Here is a 15,794-nt window from a genome sequence, read left to right as displayed (position 1 = left end):
GTTCGTGATAAGGTCCTGCGCTGGGCTCAGGGAGACAGGCACGAGGAACCTGACGTATCGGTGATGCAGAATAAGAATGTACAAGCAAAAAGTAAGCGGATAGCTGCCGCGGGAGCTGCCTCCTAAAATGCTCAAGCTACTACAGCGGTAGTAAGCGGCACATAAACGCGGCAGCAGTTATCCGGGACTTGGTTTAAGTGCTGAACCGGGCTGCCGGCCTGCTACCTGCTACGGGCCGGTAGTACGCGCAAAAACCTGCTGCGGCTTGTAGTAAAGCGGCTCGTCTGGGCGGTATCTTTACGGCTTATTCTCTATGATACTTTTTTAGTGCGCGGTTCTTCTCACTTGGCCATTGGCCTGATTACCGGCGTGGCTGTTGCGGGCCTCGTACCGGGTATTCCGTTTTCGCCCGCCGGCATTGCCCTGGCCGGTTTTTCCTCCCTAGCTCCCGACCTCGACCACCCCGGCTCCCGCCTGAGCAAGCGCCTGGGATTTGCGCAAGCCTACGTGCGGTGGGCCTTTGTGGCCGTAGCGGCCGGACTGGCGCTCTACACCCACTTCCAGCTACCCCTCGGTCCCGACCGTCGCCTGGGCTTTACCATTGCCCTGGCATTTGGTCTGATTGGGGCGGCCATGCAGGGCGACTCTACCCGCAAGCTGGCCCTGCTCTTTACCGGGCTTTGCACGCTGGTAGCGGGGCTTTACACCGGCTACATCTGGCTGAGCATGCTGGGTTTGTTTGTGTCAGTAGCCCCCTTCACCTCCCACCGCTCCTGGACCCACACGCTTTGGGCCACTGGCCTATGGACCTACATTGGCCACCTGGCCGATAAGGGCCTGGGCTGGCACGGCGTGGCACTGTTTGCTGGCGCGGGCTACGCCTCCCACCTGCTGGCCGATACCCTCACGAAAGCCGGCGTGAAGTGGCTCATGCCCCTGACTGACTTCTCCCTGAAAATTCCCCTAATTCGGACGGGCTCCAAAAGCGGTAACCTGTTGGAGCTGGCAATCTGTGCGGGCTATGGGCTGCTGGTGCTGGGGTTGGTAGTAGGGCGGCTGGGGTTCTAGTGCGGGCGGGTTACTAGGCAAGGCGAGCTTGCCGGCCCTCTGCCGGCGGAACCCGGCGCTATTGGTCTGATGTTACTGGCACTTGGGCTATAAAACAGGCCAGTCAGGCGAATTGGCTGCTAGTACGCGGACCGGAATTGTATATTTGATTACTACGTATCCGCGGTTCTATTTGTAGGATTTAGGAATGACGATTTTGCGCTAAAACCCGTTCTCCGCCGCAAAGCTCAGCTTATTGAGTTTGTAGCAGAAGCGAGTAATTTGCACTTATCGGATTCGCATAATACATATATATGCTTTAATATTGTAGAGAAGCCCGCCTGTTATATTCCAACGTGATACGGGTAGAATATCACCCGTGTGAAGACCGTTATCCTCTTCATGAAGGCCTCATGTGGGCAGTTATTATCTAGCGTGCTGAGAGAACTGACGCATATTCTTTACCAGCTAACTCGCACGTGCTCATTCGCTAAAACCGCCTAGCCTATGGTTTACTGCATTACTGTAAGGTCTACAACTTGTATCTTTGATCGGGCATGTGTACGCCACGCGCCCACCCGAACCAACTTACCCGCTCTTACTCACACACACCTTTTTGCGCTCAACCCGTTTCTTGTATGAACCAGATGAATAGCCCTTTAATTAGGATCGGCGTCTTCTATGACGGCAATTATTTCCTGAAAATCAGTGATTACTACTACTTCCAGCATGACCGTAAGGCCCGTATTAGCTTGGAAGGCCTCCATGAATTTATTCGTCATCAGGTTGCTGAAGAAGAAGACGTAGACGTACGTCTGAGCCAGATAATTGACTCTCACTTCTTCCGCGGCCGCCTCTCCGCCACGGAAGCTCGCGACAAAGACCGGCTGTTCCACGACCGGCTCCTCGACGATATCCTGATGAACATGGGCATTCAGACCCACTACATGCCCCTGAAAACGCGCGATGGCCGTTTGCAAGAGAAGGGCATTGACGTGTGGTTGTCCCTGGAAGCCTTGGAGTTGGCTATCCACAAGAGCTTCGACGTAGTCGTGCTCATTGCCGGCGACTCTGACTACGCCCCCCTGATTAAGAAGCTCAACACCGTGGGTACCCGCGTGATGCTCCTGAACTGGGACTTCAAATACACCGACTTCAAGGGCGAAAACCGCGTAACCCGCGCCTCGCAGCAACTGCTGGAGCAGGCTACCTACCCCGTGCAGATGCACGAAGTCATTGACCAGGGCCTGAGCACGGGCGACGAGCTGATTGAGTCGATGTTCGTGAACACGCCTGAGCCAGTAGCCTTCCCTGCGCCCAAGCCCGTACGCCCCACCGGCCCCACGGCCGCGGGTCCGGTAGGCACGGTGGGTATCAGCACCATCAAAAACCTCAAGAATGGTTTTGGTTTCGTGGTAATGCCCCGAACAACCTGTTCTTCAGCTACGCCGATATGGCCGAGGGTGACTTCAACGAGCTGCACGAAGGCGACTGGGTGGAGTTCACGGTGGGCCGCAACCACCGCGACGAAGACTGTGCCCGTAACGTGCGCAAAGTAGAAGCCCCCGAAATGGAAGAAGGCGACGAGTACGACGAGCACGAGCACGAGTCGGCCGGCTCTCCCGAACGCCTGTAATAACTAGCCTCGGTTCGGTAGCTCCCAAGCCGCCGGGCAGCCTGCGTGAGACAGGCCGCCCGGCGGCTTCTTTTTAGTGGTGAGGTGGTGAGTGAATTATTATAGCGAGGAGGCAAGGCACAACGCCGCCATCTGGCCTGGCCTGAATGCTACCCTCTAAAATGTGACAAGCCCTTGACGTATGGTAGCGTCAAGGGCTTGTCACGTTATCAGGCTTTGGGGCAAAAGAGAGAAACGGGGTCGGTGCCCTCGCTAGGACGGCATGGGACAGATGCATGTACTCGGCAAACTCACTCAGTCACCATCTCACCACGTAAGGTCTCGCTTGGAGGCGGGGTAGCGGTTGAAGGTGCCCATGCCCCGGGCTACCACCAGATTGTTGCGGGCGGGACAGCTGATAAAGGCACTGCTTACAACCAACGTTTTGCCGTGGTGTTCCACTAGGCCGTGGGCCAGCAGCTGGTCGTGCAGATGAACGGGGTGGAGGTAGTTAATCTTAAACTCCACCGTTGAAACCAGCTCCGCGGTGGTAAAGGCCAGCGAAAGCGCGGCGGCGCCCAGCGTGGCATCCATTAGGCCGGCCAGCACGCCCCCGTGGCAGGTACCGGGCGAAGACAGGTGCTCGTCGCGGATGGTCATGGTGTAGCGCACGTTGCCGGGCTCCTGTACCATTAGCTCCATGCCATTGGCGCGGCCATAGTGGTTTATTTGGTTGTAGATGGCGAGCAGGGCGGCAGGGTCGGGAGTGGGTTTCATAACCGGAAAAAGCAGAAACGGGCGGGTTGGAATACCCGCAAAAGGTAGAGTACTTTAGGCAAACCCCTGCCGGCCATACCTGCCTGTTCCTCTTTCGCCGCGCTCTACTGCTATTGCCCGCACGGCGAGTGGTAACCGCCGGTATCCGGGCCAGTACGGGGCAGAAAGCGCGGGTAGGAGGCCCAGGATTGCCGCCGCCGGCCACCTCAACCATTCTACCATTTCCCTACCTCACTATCTTTGAGCCAACCTGCGTGGGTGCCCTACGTAGCGCAGACTTTCTCCTTTCACCTTCCTTCTCCCCATGGCATCATTCGATATCGTGAGCAAAGTTGATCCGCAGACGCTTGAAAATGCGGTAAATACGGCCAAAAAAGAACTGCAGACCCGCTACGACCTGCGTGATACCAAAGGTGGTATTGAGCTGGATAAGAAAGCCAATACCGTTACCCTAACCTCCGAAAACTCCATGCGCGTGAAAGCCCTGGAGGATATTTTGCTCACCCGCGTAGTGAAGCAAGGCATTGATGGCACCGCCCTCGACTTTTCGGCTGAAGAGCAGGCCAACGGTGCCCTCATCAAGAAAGTTATTAAGGTGCGCGCCGGGGTAGACAAGGAAGCGGGCCGCAAAATCATCAAAGCCATCAAGGACGGTAAGGCCAAGGTAGAAGCCCAGATGCAGGACGACCAAGTGCGCGTCACGGCCAAGAAAATCGACGAATTGCAGGCTGCCATTGCCATTCTCCGCCGAACCGACATCGGCCAGCCCCTGCAGTTCGTCAATATGAAGTCGTAGGGCGCGGCGGACGAAACCAGGGCCTTTGCGTACTACTGCCAGCTTCTGGGCTGACAGCCGGCGTGGCCTTCTCGTCCTGACCGCTCCTGGCGCGCTACTCCATCATTTCACTACCGCTTCCATGCACTTCGACTTCTCCGTTTTTTCTGACCCCCAAACCTGGGTGAGCCTGCTGACGCTCACATTCATGGAAATTGTGCTGGGTATTGACAACATCATCTTTATTTCCATCATCGTCAACCGCCTACCGCAGGAGCAGCACAGCCGCGGCCGCACCATCGGGCTGCTGCTGGCCCTGTTGTTCCGGATTGGGCTGCTGCTGAGTATTTCCTGGATTGTAGGCCTGAAAGCGCCGCTCTTTAGCATTCCCGTGCCGTGGATGCAGGAGGGTTGGAACGTAACGGGCCGCGACCTGATTCTGCTGGGTGGGGGCTTGTTCCTGATTGGTAAGAGCACCACTGAAATTCACACTAAGCTGCAGGGCGAGGAGGAAGAGGGCCACAACGCCAAGGGCGGCGCTTCCATGGGCAGCGTCATCCTGCAGATTATTCTGATTGACATTGTGTTCAGCTTCGACTCAATTCTGACGGCCGTGGGCCTCGTGGATAACGTGCTGATTATGATTCTGGCCGTTATCCTGTCCATGGGCGTGATGCTGGTATTCAGCGGTATTGTGGCCGACTTCGTGAACCGCAACCCTACCATCAAAATGCTGGCCCTTTCCTTCCTGATTATGATTGGGGTCATGCTCGTGATGGAAGCCTTCCACAAGGAAATCGAGAAGGGCTACATCTACTTCGCTATGTTCTTCTCCCTGATTGTGGAGGTGCTGAACATGCGGTTGCGTAAGAAGGCCGCCCCCGTGCAGCTCCGCGACTCTCAATACGACTAAACGCGCGCCGCATACTACCCAGCAAAAAGCCCCCGAAGCGTACGCTTCGGGGCTTTTTGCTGGGTAACAGAAATGAGACTGGCTTTTTCCTCAGGATCTGACCAGGAAATAAATCACCACCGCCAGCAGCAGCCCGCACCCCAGGCTGCAATTGAATACGAACACGTTGGAGCGACGCCGGAAGGTTCCGGCAGCGGCTATAAGCAACAGCAGCGCCGGCGCAAACAGAAAGTTGCCGTAGATGCTTACCTGATCAGCGCGCTGCCAGCCCTGCCCGCCCACGGCAAACTGCCGAATTTGGCCAAATAAGGCGCTTTTGCGAATAGCCAGCGCCGTGCCAATGGTCCCATCGTACTCGTAGCTGCGGAAGCTGGCGTGCGGGTATGAAAGGTGTAATACGTAACCATGCCGCTCCGGCGCGAGGATAAGGAGTGCCGCTCCACCGCCTGCACCACCTCGTGGGGGTACTCCCGGGTCCAGCAAAAGTCAACCAGCAGCAGGCCGCAAAACACCAGCATAAGCAGGCAGAAGCGCCGGGCCCAGGGGGCGTAGCGGGCGTACACCACCGCGTACGGATCGGGGGTTGGACCGCGGCGGACCTGGGCCATCGGCCGGCGGTGCCGGTCCCGGTTGGTGCGCCCGGGAGAGGTAGCCACGGGTGCCGGCGCAGGCGGGCGCCGCCAAATGGCCAGGGCCGCGTCGTAGAGCTGCCGGCGCTCAGGTTGGCTCAGGACATCATAGGCTGCATTAACGGCCAGGTACCGCTCGTGGGCAGCCGGATCGGGGGTGCGGTCAGGATGGGTCAGCAGAACCAGCCGGCGGTAGGCCCGGCGGATTTCCTCGGCCGTGGCCTGCTCGCTTACTTCCAGCGTGGCGTAAAACGTGCTCATCCAGGCGGTAGCAGGGTAGCAATTTCCGCCGTTTGGTCCTGCACCCGACGAACGGCCAGCTCCAGTAGCCGCCGATTTAGCTCAGGACGGTGGGCACGGTAAAAAGCCGTTTCAGCGCTGGTAAACAGGCCCGTAATCAGCCCGACGATGGTGTAACGGAGCTTGGTGTTGCGCGTGAGCAGCTCCGCTACCACCCGCTGGCGCTCTGCCGCGCCGGCACCGGCAAACGGCACATGATGATCGGCCAGAAAATCGGCCGTTACGGTAAGCAGCCGGTGGTTTTGTAGCTTGAGCACGGGGCGCAGGGTCTGGTGCAAAAAGTCGCCGACGGAGTCTGCCGCGCCATCTAGCACCACGGCATCCAGGGTAGGGCGCAGGGCCAGTAGGGCCGCGTCAGCTAAGGAGGAGTCAGGCAGGAATAGAGTCATGAGTGTGTAACCAGCAAGCAGGCTGAAAAGCTAAAAAAACTGCCCGCCCGGCGCAAAGCCAGACGGGCGTTTTTCTTAACGGGAAGCAAAGCAACCAGGACAAATCGTGCCTAAGTCTTAGTGCTGCACTACCACCTTTTTGGTGATGGTACCTTCCGAGGTGGTCAGGCGCACGATGTACACGCCCCCGCTACGTCAGCCGTATTGATGAGCGCACCTTCCTGCTGCAACCGGGCCGCGGAAACCTGCTGCACCCGTATGCGCTGGCCCAGCAACGATACTAGCTCTACTTGCACAGGGGCCGCGCTGCTAACCTGCGTGCGTATTAGCACTTGGTCGTTGGCTGGGTTGGGGTACAGCTCCAGCAGTTTCTCGCTGAGCTGCTGCCGGCTGCTGAGCACGGCAGGCAGGGCAAACGATGCCGTCTGGTCGTTGAGCAGATCGGCGCTACCTTGGCTAGCCCCGAAACCCATGCCCCGGCGGGCAAACACGCGCCAAATAATGGCCGAGTTAGCGGCGTTATTGTTTATGGAGTCCGCCTTCAGGATGGCGTTGCGGCCGTCGATGAAGCCGGGGTTGCAGGCTTGCAGTTTCAGCCCATCGATAACCAGTTGCAGGGCAATGTTGTTGCCGCCGGTGGTACCGCGCAGGTCGGTGTTGTAGCCGTATTTGTCAATCAGGGCCCAGTTCAAATCCCAGAGTGCAGAAGCCCACACGTACCCGATATTGTGGGCGGCATTGTAGGCTTCCCCACTTACCGTCTTGCCGATATAGTCATAGGTAGCCGGGTTAGTGGTCATGTTGGTGCTGTAGCGGTTAGGCCGGATGCCGCCGCCCGTGGTGGCTTGGAAGGAGCTATAAGTGCCAATGCCCCGGCCCGTAGCGCCCACGTCGCTGGGCTTGGTTGTCATCCACAGCCCGAAGAAATCACTCCAGCCCTCGCCCATTTGTTCGGCGCTGCGTAGGCAGCTAGGGGCCGCTGCACCGCCCGTCAGGCGGGTGGAAATACCGTGGCCGTACTCGTGGGCAATGATGCCATTGTCGAAATCACTGTCGCGGTAGTTGGTCACGCCGCTAACCGTGAAGCTGACGGTGGTACCTGCCTGCAGGGCCGTTTTGATTCGGTCACCGTCGGCCTTCGAAATCATGACGCCCGGAATTCGGATACCGACTGAGTCGGCGGCACTACCAAAAGAGACGGCTCCTTGCGTTGCACTGTTGTTGATAATAACAACCATGCGCGCGCCGGCTACTTGCGCTTGCTGCACCTTGATGGCGAACGTACAGTCGCCGCGGTCAACCAAGGCAATGTTGTCCTTCACGGCGGCAGTGTTGGTGTACATAAGGCAGCCGTAAGTGGGCGTAGCCGTTCCATCGTTCACCAACACTAGATTACCACTGATTGGGCCCGTTTTTGAAAGGCGGCGCGTAAACACGCCCTCAGCCGCAGCAATCGGTCCGGCTAGGGTCGCCGGGGCCGTAATGCTGGCCGTGGTAACGTTTTGCTCCCACAGATACATTTGCATGCGGGGCGTACGGCCATCGGCGGGGGTAGCAAAGTTGGCATTGTTGAAGCTGGCAGGATTTGCAATGCTGGCGTCTTGCGCTTCGGCAAACACGGCGTCGCCGCCCCGGCCCTGGCTGGAGTAGTTGAAGGCCTGGAAGTTGCCGCTGGCCTCAGTAAAGCCCTTGCGCGCCATTACGTCGTGCATCACGTTGTTCCAATAGAACAGGTTGATGATGGCCGCGTCGAGGTTGGCAGTCGGAGCCGCGGTAACGCCACTGTTAAAGGGTGCGTCGAAGATTTGGTTGGTGCCGCCTTTCGGGGCGTAGCCTCCGCGCCACAGCTCCGTGGCGGAGTTGTTGCGGTTGTTGCGGTCCTCGTAGGCGTACACGTTGTTGCCGGCCGTGCGCAGGGAGTCCGCGCCGGGTTTGCCGTCCACATCGTGCCAGCCGTAGGGCGAAACCGCGGGGTCGGCGGGGTCAGTAACTACTTGCCGGGAGCCGTGATTAGGGCTTTCCACGGTGATAGGCCACACATTGTAGCTGTTGCCGGCCGTGGGGCGGGCCGCCGTGGGGGCCGCTGGAGTAGGCGTGGAGGCCAGGGCCAGGGGCGCGGTGAGAGCCGCCATGGTAAACGGCTCCCGAATCACGAGGTCGTGCTGGTCGAGCAGGGCGCCGGTGGAGGCATCCACGCGTACGCTCCAGTAGTTGCGGGCGTTCCGCGGGTAAATGGTGACGTCCCATACCAGGCGCAGCTCGCCGGTGGGCATGGGCAGGTACATCAGCTTCACCGGAATTGGGTCCAGGGAAATGCCGCCGGTCGAGAATTCCAGACCGGCCGCTGCGGTGCCAGCTTTGAGTACTCGCAGGCCCTGGGGGCCGCCAGGTTCAGGGCTTGGGCCGCCGCCGCTACGGCTTGCTCCGCCGTGAGGCCGGGCGTGGCCGGACGGGCCTGGGCCGCAGCATTCACCACAAATTTGCTGTGCAGACTAGCCACCTGCCCCGCCGCATTCAAGTGCACATCGGCCACGGCGTTGTAAATCTCTACTCCCTGGTAGCGCTGGCGCAGGTACACGTGCGTGATGCCGTTATAGTCGTCGGTGAAGGAGCTGGTAATGGCCGGATCCGAAACATCCGTCTTTTTCAGGCCTAGGACGGACGTGCGCGCCTGCAAAGCATTACGCGCCTGGTCAAGCAACGCCGCCGATTGGGCCAATGCAAGACCCGGTATTGCCAGGAGGGCGGCGGTAGCTACAACGCGCACCGTAGGAGTAAAAGTTGACTTCATCAAGAAGGGCTAGGAGGGTAAATAGGTGTGGGCAGGAGCGAGGGCCTCCCAAGCGGGGCGGTCCGTTTCAAATCTACACAAGAAAACGCGTAGTTCTTACCGTAATTTTGAGTAAATGAGAGGCTTTGTTACCAAGCTCGTATTTTTACCGCCTACTTACGGCGTTAGGCCCCAGCCAATCTTGCTGATAAAGTCCCAGAGCACGACGCCAGCGGCCACGCTCACGTTCAGGCTGTGCTTGGTGCCGAACTGCGGAATCTCCACGGCAGCGTCGCAGAGGGCTAGCACCTCGTCCTCTACCCCGAACACTTCATTACCCATTACCAGGGCGTAGGCGCGGGTAGGGTCGGGTTGGAAAGCCGGTAGGGGTTGGCTGCCAGTGGTTTGCTCCACGGCCACTACCACGTAGCCCGCCGCTTTCAGCTGTTGCAACGCCTCCACTGTAGTCGGTGCGTACTCCCACGTGACCGACTCGGTGGAGCCCAGGGCTGTTTTCGTGATTTCGCGCTGGGGCGGGCGGCCCGTGATGCCGCAGAGCCAGATTTTCTCAATGGCAAAAGCATCGGCCGTGCGGAAGGCGGCACCCACGTTGTGCAGGCTGCGCACGTTGTCGAGTACTAGGGTAAGGGGGAATTTTCGCGTATTTTTGAAGTCTGCCACCGTCAGCCGGTTCAGTTCTTCCATCGAGAGTTTGCGCATGGCACCAAAGGTAGGAACGCGCCGCCGCGCAACGGCTGTTAGGCTTGCGCCCCTTTCCACCGAACCTCCTGCCGAGCCCCGCAAGGAATCTGGCGTGCTGACGCTGGAGAAGCAACCCAACGGGGGCAGGCCAGATTCCTCGCGGGGCTCGGCATAACAAGGTGGCTGTTCTTGTTCGCAAGGCGAATGGGGGCTTCTGCCCCAGCCCACTTCTCTTTCCCGTATTTCCGCTTTCCGTGAAAACCAAAACTGCCGACCCCAACAAAAAGCCTATCCGCATGCACGGCTCCCTCGGGCCCGCGCCCGTCGTTGATACGCCGCTGATGAAGCAGTACTACCAGCTCAAACAGGCCCATCCTGGCGCGGTGCTGCTGTTCCGCGTCGGCGACTTCTACGAAACCTTTGGCGAGGATGCCGTAACGGCCTCCCGCATTCTGGATATCACCCTGACCAAGCGCGGGGCCGGCACTTCTTCCGAAACGCCCTTGGCCGGCTTTCCCCACCATGCCCTCGACAACTACCTGCCCAAGCTGGTGCGGGCCGGGCAGCGCGTAGCCATCTGCGACCAGCTCGAGGACCCCAAGCAAGCAAAGGGCCTGGTAAAGCGCGGTATTACGGAGCTGGTGACGCCCGGCGTGAGCCTGCACGACAACGTGCTGGAGCGCAAGAGCAACAACTACCTCTGCGCCGTGCATTTCGGCAAGCAGGAGGCCGGCATCAGCTTCCTCGATATCAGCACCGGTGAGTTTCTGGTGGCCCAGGGTACCGTGGACTACCTGGGCAAGCTGCTCCAGAACTTTCTGCCCGCCGAGGTTTTGTTCTGCAAGAAAAGCCGCCAGGAGTTTGAAGGCCATTTCGGGCCCGATTACTGCCATTTTGCCCTGGATGAGTGGGTGTTCGGCTTCGACTACGGCCACGAAACCCTGACCCGGCACTTCAACACTACCTCGCTCAAGGGCTTTGGTATTGACGGGTTGCGCGAGGGCATCACGGCCGCTGGCTGCATCCTGCACTACCTCGCCGAAACCAAGCATACCGACGTGGGCCATATCGGCAGCATTGGGCGCCTGGAGGAAGACAAGTACGTGTGGCTCGACCGGTTTACGGTGCGCAACCTGGAGCTGGTGCAGCCCCAGCACCCCGGCGGCGTGCCCCTGATTGACATTCTGGACCAGACCGTGACACCCATGGGGGCCCGCCTGCTGCGCAAATGGGTGGTGCTACCCCTCAAGGAGCCCGCCCAGATTCAGCGCCGCCTCGATACAGTAGAAGCCCTGCTGCAAACGCCCGAGCTGCTGGAAAACACGCTTCAGCACTTGCGCCAGATTAATGACTTGGAGCGACTGATTTCCAAGGTGGCCGTGCGCCGCGTGAACCCGCGGGAGCTGCAGCAGTTGGCCCGGGCCCTGGAAGCCATCGGCCCAATCCGGGAGGAACTAGCCGCTTCGGGCGTGCGGGCCCTGCAAAAGCTGGCCGATCAACTTAATCCTTGCACCGCCCTGCGCAACGAAATCCAGGCCAAAATCAAGGTCGATGCGCCCATCCTGACCAACCAAGGCGGCGTGCTGAATGATGGCGTAGACAAGGAACTGGACGAGCTGCGGGCCATGGCGTTTTCAGGCAAGGACTACCTGTTTAAGCTCCAGCAACGGGCCGTGCAGGAAACGGGCATTTCTTCCCTAAAAATAGCGTATAACAAGGTTTTTGGCTACTACCTCGAAGTCACCAACGCCCACAAGGACAAGGTGCCTACCTCCTGGATTCGCAAGCAAACCCTGGTGAATGCTGAGCGCTACATCACGGAGGAGCTGAAAACCTACGAGGAGAAGATTCTGCATGCCGAGGAGCGCCTGTTCATTATTGAGCAGAACATCTACAACGACCTCGTGCTGTTTGCCGCCGACTACGTCACCCAGATTCAGCAGAACGCCCGTGCTATTGGTGTTACTGACTGCCTGGCTTCTTTTGCCGCCACCGCTCGCCAGCACCGCTACGTCAAGCCCACTGTCGATGATTCTACCATCCTCGACATCCGGGCCGGGCGCCACCCCGTCATTGAGCGCCAGCTGCCTCCCGGCGAGCAGTACATTCCCAACGACATCCGGCTGGACCAAGATGACCAGCAAATTGTGGTAATTACGGGTCCGAACATGGCCGGCAAATCCGCTTTGCTGCGCCAAACGGCCCTAATTGTGCTGCTGGCCCAAATCGGCTCTTTCGTGCCCGCCGATTCGGCTCATTTAGGCATCATCGACAAGATTTTTACCCGCGTGGGCGCTTCCGACAACCTGAGCAAGGGCGAAAGCACCTTCATGGTGGAAATGACCGAAACGGCCTCCATCCTCAACAACCTCTCCGACCGTAGCCTGGTGCTGATGGACGAAATTGGGCGCGGCACCAGCACTTACGATGGCATCAGCATTGCCTGGGCCATTGTGGAGCACCTGCACAACTCGCCCAAGGCCCGGGCCAAAACCCTGTTTGCTACCCACTACCACGAGCTTAACCAGCTGGCCGACGACTGCCCGCGGGTACGCAACTACAACGTGGCCGTAAAGGAAGCCGACGGGCGCATTCTGTTCCTACGCAAGCTGCGCGAAGGCGGCTCTGAGCACTCCTTCGGCATTCACGTGGCCCGTATGGCTGGCATGCCTACCTCCGTGGTGCTGCGTGCCAATGAAATCATGCACCACTTGGAGCAGGAACGCACCTCCGCCGGCCCCGATGCGGACGCCGCCACGGAATTCGACGACGTGCTGGCGGGCCTCGATGATGAGCCAACGAGCGGAAAAGTAGTTCCCTTGAACGGTCGGGCTTCCACCCCGGCTGCGGATGTTGCCCCGCGGGGCCCCAAGGCTCAGCCGACGGCTGCTGTGCACAGCGCCCCACGCCCCAGCCTGCAGCTCAGCATGTTTGAACCCACTGACCCAGCCCTGGAGCGCCTGCGGGAACTGCTGGAAAAACTGGATGTGAACACGCTGACCCCCATTGAAGCCCTGCTCAAGCTTAACGAGCTAAAGCTTACCCTAAGCAGCAGCTAGGCTCGCTGGCTATCAACTTCAGAAGCCCTACCGCCACTCAGTATTCAGGTTCTTTCACAATGTCTGAGCAGGAAGTAGGGGTAGGACTTTTCGATGTAGGCTAGCAAACCGTAGTGGTATAGTTGCTGAGAAGTAGTTTTTACCTAAATTTTTCTCCCTGAAAATCAGCTAGGAAGGCTCTGGTGAAACAAAAAGTATCGGTTTTTTGAAGTGGGCTCTTGACTTCGCGGTTTCCTGTAGTACCTTTGTCACATCAAAACGCCACTACGGCGCCAAGATCAAAAGCGAGAGTAGCTCAGTTGGTAGAGCGCGACCTTGCCAAGGTCGAGGTCGCGAGTTCGAACCTCGTCTCCCGCTCCAAAAAAGACCCTGTCATTCGGCAGGGTCTTTTGCTTTATACTAAGTGCTCAATCGAGTTGATATGAGAATCAAAGTGTCGGATGAGCAATTCCGGGCACTAGCTGCAGAATGCTTGTCCATGGCGCAACTTATCAAGCGGTTGGGCTTAGTTCCAGCAGGGGGCAATTACAAGACCATCAAAGGCCGCATTGCTGCATTAACCATTGATATTAGCCACTTCACTGGTCAAGGCTGGAACAGAGGGGAGCGGTACCGCGACGTTGGCCGACAGTTTTCGTGGGATAATATTCTGGTGAAAAACTCTCGCTATACTTCCTCGCACAGGCTGAAAAATCGGTTATTAAGTGAGGGGTTAAAAGAAAGAAAGTGAGAAAGTTGTGCACAAGTGGAGTGGTTGGGCAGGCCTATACCCTTAGAGCTTCACCACGTAAATGGAATAAATAACGACCATCGTTTCGAGAATTTACAGTTACTTTGCCCTAATTGCCACGCGCAGACAGCTAGTTACCGTGGCAAGAATCAAGTGCGAGCCGGAGTGGTGGAATAGGTAGACACGCGGCACTTAAAATGCCGTTTCCGTAAGGAAGTACGGGTTCGATTCCCGTCTCTGGTACAAAAAACGTCCTCCGCGGCTTGCGGAGGACGTTTTTATTTTTCGGCCAAAAGCTAGGCTACCTTACTTCAATACTTTGAGCGTAGCTAGTGCCGTCTGGAGAGTACAGCTTGAGCACGTATAGCCCCTTGGGCAGAGAGGTGCAGTCGAAAGTAGCTTGGGCCTGAGTAGCATCGGCTGGGAGCAGGGGCTGGGCATCAACTACTACACCCAAGGAGTTATGTAGCAGCGCCTTGCCCGGTAGCAGGCCGGTTTGGTTGCCCGATAGGCTGGCCACCAGTCGGCTATGCACCGGGTTGGGATATACCTCCACGCTGGCATGGCTACCGCCTCGGGGGTGGGGCTTGGTTTCCGGCAGGTGCAGGCGACCCACAAACCCGGCTGTTCCGGCGGGTACTCGCAGCGTGGTAGCCCCAAAAGTGGCGGTACCACTCAAGCTGCCAGCCAGATAAAGCTTACCCGTCTTGTCTTGGGCAATGCTGGCGGTGGTACAGCTGCCGCGCGTGCCCAGCGTTTCGGAGTAATGGCCTGTACCAGTGGGCAGTACCTGTTGAATCAGGGTAGTAACCTCATTGCGGGAGTTTAGGCGGCGCCCAATCAAGGTGCTGTTGCCTTCGGGAGTTGTGACCAGGCAGGAGCTGTACTCCGGCGCGCTCGTGCCACCGGAATACACCCACTGCAACGCCCCCGTGCGGGTATAGCGGGCCAGAAGCTGGTCGGAGTCGCCATTGTTTGGTAAGGGCTGCCCCCAAAAGAGGCCAAGCCGGAATGCTGTCCGGCGGCGTACACGTTGCCTTGTGCATCGGTAGCTACGGCGCTGATGTACGCATTCGAGCTGGCACTACCCCCGCCGCCTTGCCGGATCCATTGCAGGCTGCCAGAGGCAGCGTGGAAGCTGGCTAAAAACGCGTCGTAGCCGGCAGCAGTGAGGGCGGTGCCGTCCAGGGTCATATCATTAATGAAGCCGCCGCCCACCACGCAGTTTCCGCGCCCATCCAACGCCACATCGGCTCCGCTGGCGCCGTAACTGCTGCAGTTTGAGGATACCTTGGCCCAAGCAACGGAGCCCGTGGCGTTGTAGCGTGCCACGTACATCACGCGGCGGCTGCCTCCTACCACTTGGGGCCCAAACTGAATACCACCATAATCTGACTGCCCCGTGACGTAGCTATTGCCCGCGGCATCGGTGGCAATGGCATAGCCATAGCAGCCAAACTGCGGAATGCCGAACCGCTCCACCCACTGCACTTGGCCGCCGGAGTTGAATTTTGCTACCAGCGCCGTGTTGAAACCGTTGCTGAAGCTGCTAATGGTGCTATTGCTGCCGTATGATAAGGTGCCGGTGAAATTGCCGATAACGTACACATTGCCCGCCGCGTCCAGGGCTACGTCGGCGCCGCTGGCGGTGGGTTGGGAATAGGACGGTGTTTTCGGGTCGCGGCCGATTTGCGTAGCCCACAGGGCCTTACCGGCCGGGTTGTATTTAACCAAAAACAGATCCGTGAGGCCCCGGCTGGTCAGGGCCAAGCGGCCAAAGGAGGTAGTGCCCGCGAAGGAGCCCGTGACGTAGCTGTTGCCCGCCGCATCGGTAATAACGCCCTTGGCGGTCATGGTGGCCCGGAGGCGCTGAGCTGGTTTACCCATTGCCAGCCCGGTTGGGCCGACACGCCATAACTACCAACAAGCAGGAACAGGAAGAGGAGAAGTGTTTTCATAGTAAAACAGAATGAAAAGGTGGAAAGCAAGGACGGTGAATGCAGTAGCTGGCCCCCGGTTTTCGGGGGCTAAAAAACAGGAATGTTGGGGCGGGCGTCCGTGGGTAGGGCCCGGGCAGAGCCATACGGC

17 protein-coding genes and 2 tRNA genes are annotated in these 15,794 nt (G+C 58.6%); 9 read left to right on the top strand and 10 right to left on the bottom strand.

Annotated features, from left to right (window positions below):
- The first annotated feature begins 327 nt into the window (after positions 1–327).
- Positions 328–1,068, top strand: coding sequence for a metal-dependent hydrolase (locus MUN84_RS09125; protein ID WP_244697659.1), 741 nt, complete (start codon positions 328–330; stop codon positions 1,066–1,068).
- 617 nt (positions 1,069–1,685) lie between these two features.
- Positions 1,686–2,606, top strand: coding sequence for an NYN domain-containing protein (locus MUN84_RS09120; RefSeq protein ID WP_317239157.1), 921 nt, complete (start codon positions 1,686–1,688; stop codon positions 2,604–2,606).
- Positions 2,607–2,989: 383 nt separating this feature from the next.
- Here MUN84_RS09120 and MUN84_RS09115 read toward each other — a convergent pair whose 3' ends face one another.
- Positions 2,990–3,439 carry a PaaI family thioesterase gene (locus MUN84_RS09115; protein WP_244697657.1) on the bottom strand — a complete coding sequence of 150 codons (450 nt, stop codon included), beginning with the start codon at positions 3,437–3,439 and terminating at the stop codon, positions 2,990–2,992.
- A 304-nt stretch (positions 3,440–3,743) separates the two neighbouring features.
- Here MUN84_RS09115 and MUN84_RS09110 point away from each other — a divergent pair, with 304 nt between their 5' ends.
- Positions 3,744–4,235 carry a YajQ family cyclic di-GMP-binding protein gene (locus MUN84_RS09110; RefSeq protein WP_244697655.1) on the top strand — a complete coding sequence of 164 codons (492 nt, stop codon included), beginning with the start codon at positions 3,744–3,746 and terminating at the stop codon, positions 4,233–4,235.
- Between the two features lie 121 nt (positions 4,236–4,356).
- Entirely contained in the window at positions 4,357–5,127 is a 771-nt protein-coding gene (locus MUN84_RS09105; RefSeq protein WP_244697654.1) for a TerC family protein, read from the top strand.
- Between the two features lie 90 nt (positions 5,128–5,217).
- Here MUN84_RS09105 and MUN84_RS09100 read toward each other — a convergent pair whose 3' ends face one another.
- The 7 genes from MUN84_RS09100 to MUN84_RS09075 all read right to left on the bottom strand — a co-directional run bounded on the left by MUN84_RS09100 (position 5,218) and on the right by MUN84_RS09075 (position 9,935).
- The gene (locus tag MUN84_RS09100; protein ID WP_244697652.1) at positions 5,218–5,409 is read right to left on the bottom strand and encodes a hypothetical protein; all 192 of its coding nucleotides are present in this window, start codon (positions 5,407–5,409) and stop codon (positions 5,218–5,220) included.
- Positions 5,373–6,017, bottom strand: a complete 645-nt coding sequence (locus tag MUN84_RS09095) for a J domain-containing protein (RefSeq protein WP_244697650.1) — start codon at positions 6,015–6,017, stop codon at positions 5,373–5,375. The genes MUN84_RS09100 and MUN84_RS09095 overlap by 37 nt, the downstream gene beginning before the upstream one ends.
- Positions 6,014–6,445: a hypothetical protein gene (locus MUN84_RS09090; RefSeq protein ID WP_244697648.1), complete on the bottom strand. Its 432-nt coding sequence runs from the start codon at positions 6,443–6,445 to the stop codon at positions 6,014–6,016. Before MUN84_RS09090 ends, MUN84_RS09095 begins: the two co-directional genes overlap by 4 nt.
- 117 nt (positions 6,446–6,562) lie before the next feature.
- Positions 6,563–6,619 carry a hypothetical protein gene (locus tag MUN84_RS24500; protein ID WP_410780095.1) on the bottom strand — a complete coding sequence of 19 codons (57 nt, stop codon included), beginning with the start codon at positions 6,617–6,619 and terminating at the stop codon, positions 6,563–6,565.
- On the bottom strand, positions 6,610–8,730 hold the full coding sequence (locus tag MUN84_RS09085; protein ID WP_244698765.1) for a M36 family metallopeptidase: 2,121 nt from the start codon (positions 8,728–8,730) through the stop codon (positions 6,610–6,612). The genes MUN84_RS24500 and MUN84_RS09085 overlap by 10 nt, the downstream gene beginning before the upstream one ends.
- A gap of 5 nt (positions 8,731–8,735) precedes the next feature.
- A complete protein-coding gene (locus tag MUN84_RS09080; protein ID WP_244697646.1) occupies positions 8,736–9,236 on the bottom strand; it encodes a hypothetical protein in 501 nt (166 codons plus the stop codon).
- Between the two features lie 156 nt (positions 9,237–9,392).
- The gene (locus tag MUN84_RS09075; protein ID WP_244697645.1) at positions 9,393–9,935 is read right to left on the bottom strand and encodes an RNA methyltransferase; all 543 of its coding nucleotides are present in this window, start codon (positions 9,933–9,935) and stop codon (positions 9,393–9,395) included.
- 278 nt (positions 9,936–10,213) lie between these two features.
- Between MUN84_RS09075 and mutS the strand changes: the two genes are divergently transcribed.
- The 5 genes from mutS to MUN84_RS09055 all read left to right on the top strand — a co-directional run bounded on the left by mutS (position 10,214) and on the right by MUN84_RS09055 (position 13,949).
- A complete protein-coding gene (gene mutS / locus MUN84_RS09070; protein ID WP_244698762.1) occupies positions 10,214–12,976 on the top strand; it encodes a DNA mismatch repair protein MutS in 2,763 nt (920 codons plus the stop codon).
- Between the two features lie 284 nt (positions 12,977–13,260).
- A tRNA-Gly gene (locus MUN84_RS09065) sits at positions 13,261–13,336 on the top strand.
- 61 nt (positions 13,337–13,397) lie between these two features.
- On the top strand, positions 13,398–13,706 hold the full coding sequence (locus MUN84_RS09060) for a hypothetical protein (RefSeq protein WP_244697644.1): 309 nt from the start codon (positions 13,398–13,400) through the stop codon (positions 13,704–13,706).
- Positions 13,707–13,721: 15 nt separating this feature from the next.
- Positions 13,722–13,883 carry an HNH endonuclease gene (locus tag MUN84_RS24495; RefSeq protein WP_410780080.1) on the top strand — a complete coding sequence of 54 codons (162 nt, stop codon included), beginning with the start codon at positions 13,722–13,724 and terminating at the stop codon, positions 13,881–13,883.
- Positions 13,866–13,949, top strand: a tRNA-Leu gene (locus tag MUN84_RS09055). The genes MUN84_RS24495 and MUN84_RS09055 overlap by 18 nt, the downstream gene beginning before the upstream one ends.
- A 58-nt stretch (positions 13,950–14,007) precedes the next feature.
- Here the strand turns inward: MUN84_RS09055 and MUN84_RS09050 are convergent.
- Both MUN84_RS09050 and MUN84_RS09045 read right to left on the bottom strand, forming a co-directional pair.
- Entirely contained in the window at positions 14,008–14,550 is a 543-nt protein-coding gene (locus MUN84_RS09050; RefSeq protein ID WP_244697643.1) for a T9SS type A sorting domain-containing protein, read from the bottom strand.
- Positions 14,547–15,593, bottom strand: a complete 1,047-nt coding sequence (locus tag MUN84_RS09045; RefSeq protein ID WP_244697642.1) for an SBBP repeat-containing protein — start codon at positions 15,591–15,593, stop codon at positions 14,547–14,549. The genes MUN84_RS09050 and MUN84_RS09045 overlap by 4 nt, the downstream gene beginning before the upstream one ends.
- Positions 15,594–15,794: the final 201 nt, after the last annotated feature.

The sequence above is a fragment of the Hymenobacter sp. 5516J-16 genome (genome assembly GCF_022919335.1).
GTDB lineage: Bacteria > Bacteroidota > Bacteroidia > Cytophagales > Hymenobacteraceae > Hymenobacter > Hymenobacter sublimis.
Note: the sequence above shows the minus strand (reverse complement) of the source record. Positions and strands in the feature narration are given on the sequence as shown.

Bases quoted from the DNA above. Each gene is read 5' to 3' on its own strand.
- MUN84_RS09120 (WP_317239157.1), top strand. From the start codon at position 1,686: ATGAACCAGATGAATAGCCCTTTAATTAGGATCGGCGTCTTCTATGAC.
- MUN84_RS09115 (WP_244697657.1), bottom strand. From the start codon at position 3,439: ATGAAACCCACTCCCGACCCTGCCGCCCTGCTCGCCATCTACAACCAA.
- MUN84_RS09110 (WP_244697655.1), top strand. From the start codon at position 3,744: ATGGCATCATTCGATATCGTGAGCAAAGTTGATCCGCAGACGCTTGAA.
- MUN84_RS09105 (WP_244697654.1), top strand. From the start codon at position 4,357: ATGCACTTCGACTTCTCCGTTTTTTCTGACCCCCAAACCTGGGTGAGC.
- MUN84_RS09095 (WP_244697650.1), bottom strand. From the start codon at position 6,017: ATGAGCACGTTTTACGCCACGCTGGAAGTAAGCGAGCAGGCCACGGCC.
- MUN84_RS09090 (WP_244697648.1), bottom strand. From the start codon at position 6,445: ATGACTCTATTCCTGCCTGACTCCTCCTTAGCTGACGCGGCCCTACTG.
- MUN84_RS09085 (WP_244698765.1), bottom strand. From the start codon at position 8,730: ATGTACCTGCCCATGCCCACCGGCGAGCTGCGCCTGGTATGGGACGTC.
- MUN84_RS09080 (WP_244697646.1), bottom strand. From the start codon at position 9,236: ATGAAGTCAACTTTTACTCCTACGGTGCGCGTTGTAGCTACCGCCGCC.
- MUN84_RS09075 (WP_244697645.1), bottom strand. From the start codon at position 9,935: ATGCGCAAACTCTCGATGGAAGAACTGAACCGGCTGACGGTGGCAGAC.
- mutS (WP_244698762.1), top strand. From the start codon at position 10,214: ATGCACGGCTCCCTCGGGCCCGCGCCCGTCGTTGATACGCCGCTGATG.
- MUN84_RS09060 (WP_244697644.1), top strand. From the start codon at position 13,398: ATGAGAATCAAAGTGTCGGATGAGCAATTCCGGGCACTAGCTGCAGAA.
- MUN84_RS09045 (WP_244697642.1), bottom strand. From the start codon at position 15,593: ATGGGTAAACCAGCTCAGCGCCTCCGGGCCACCATGACCGCCAAGGGC.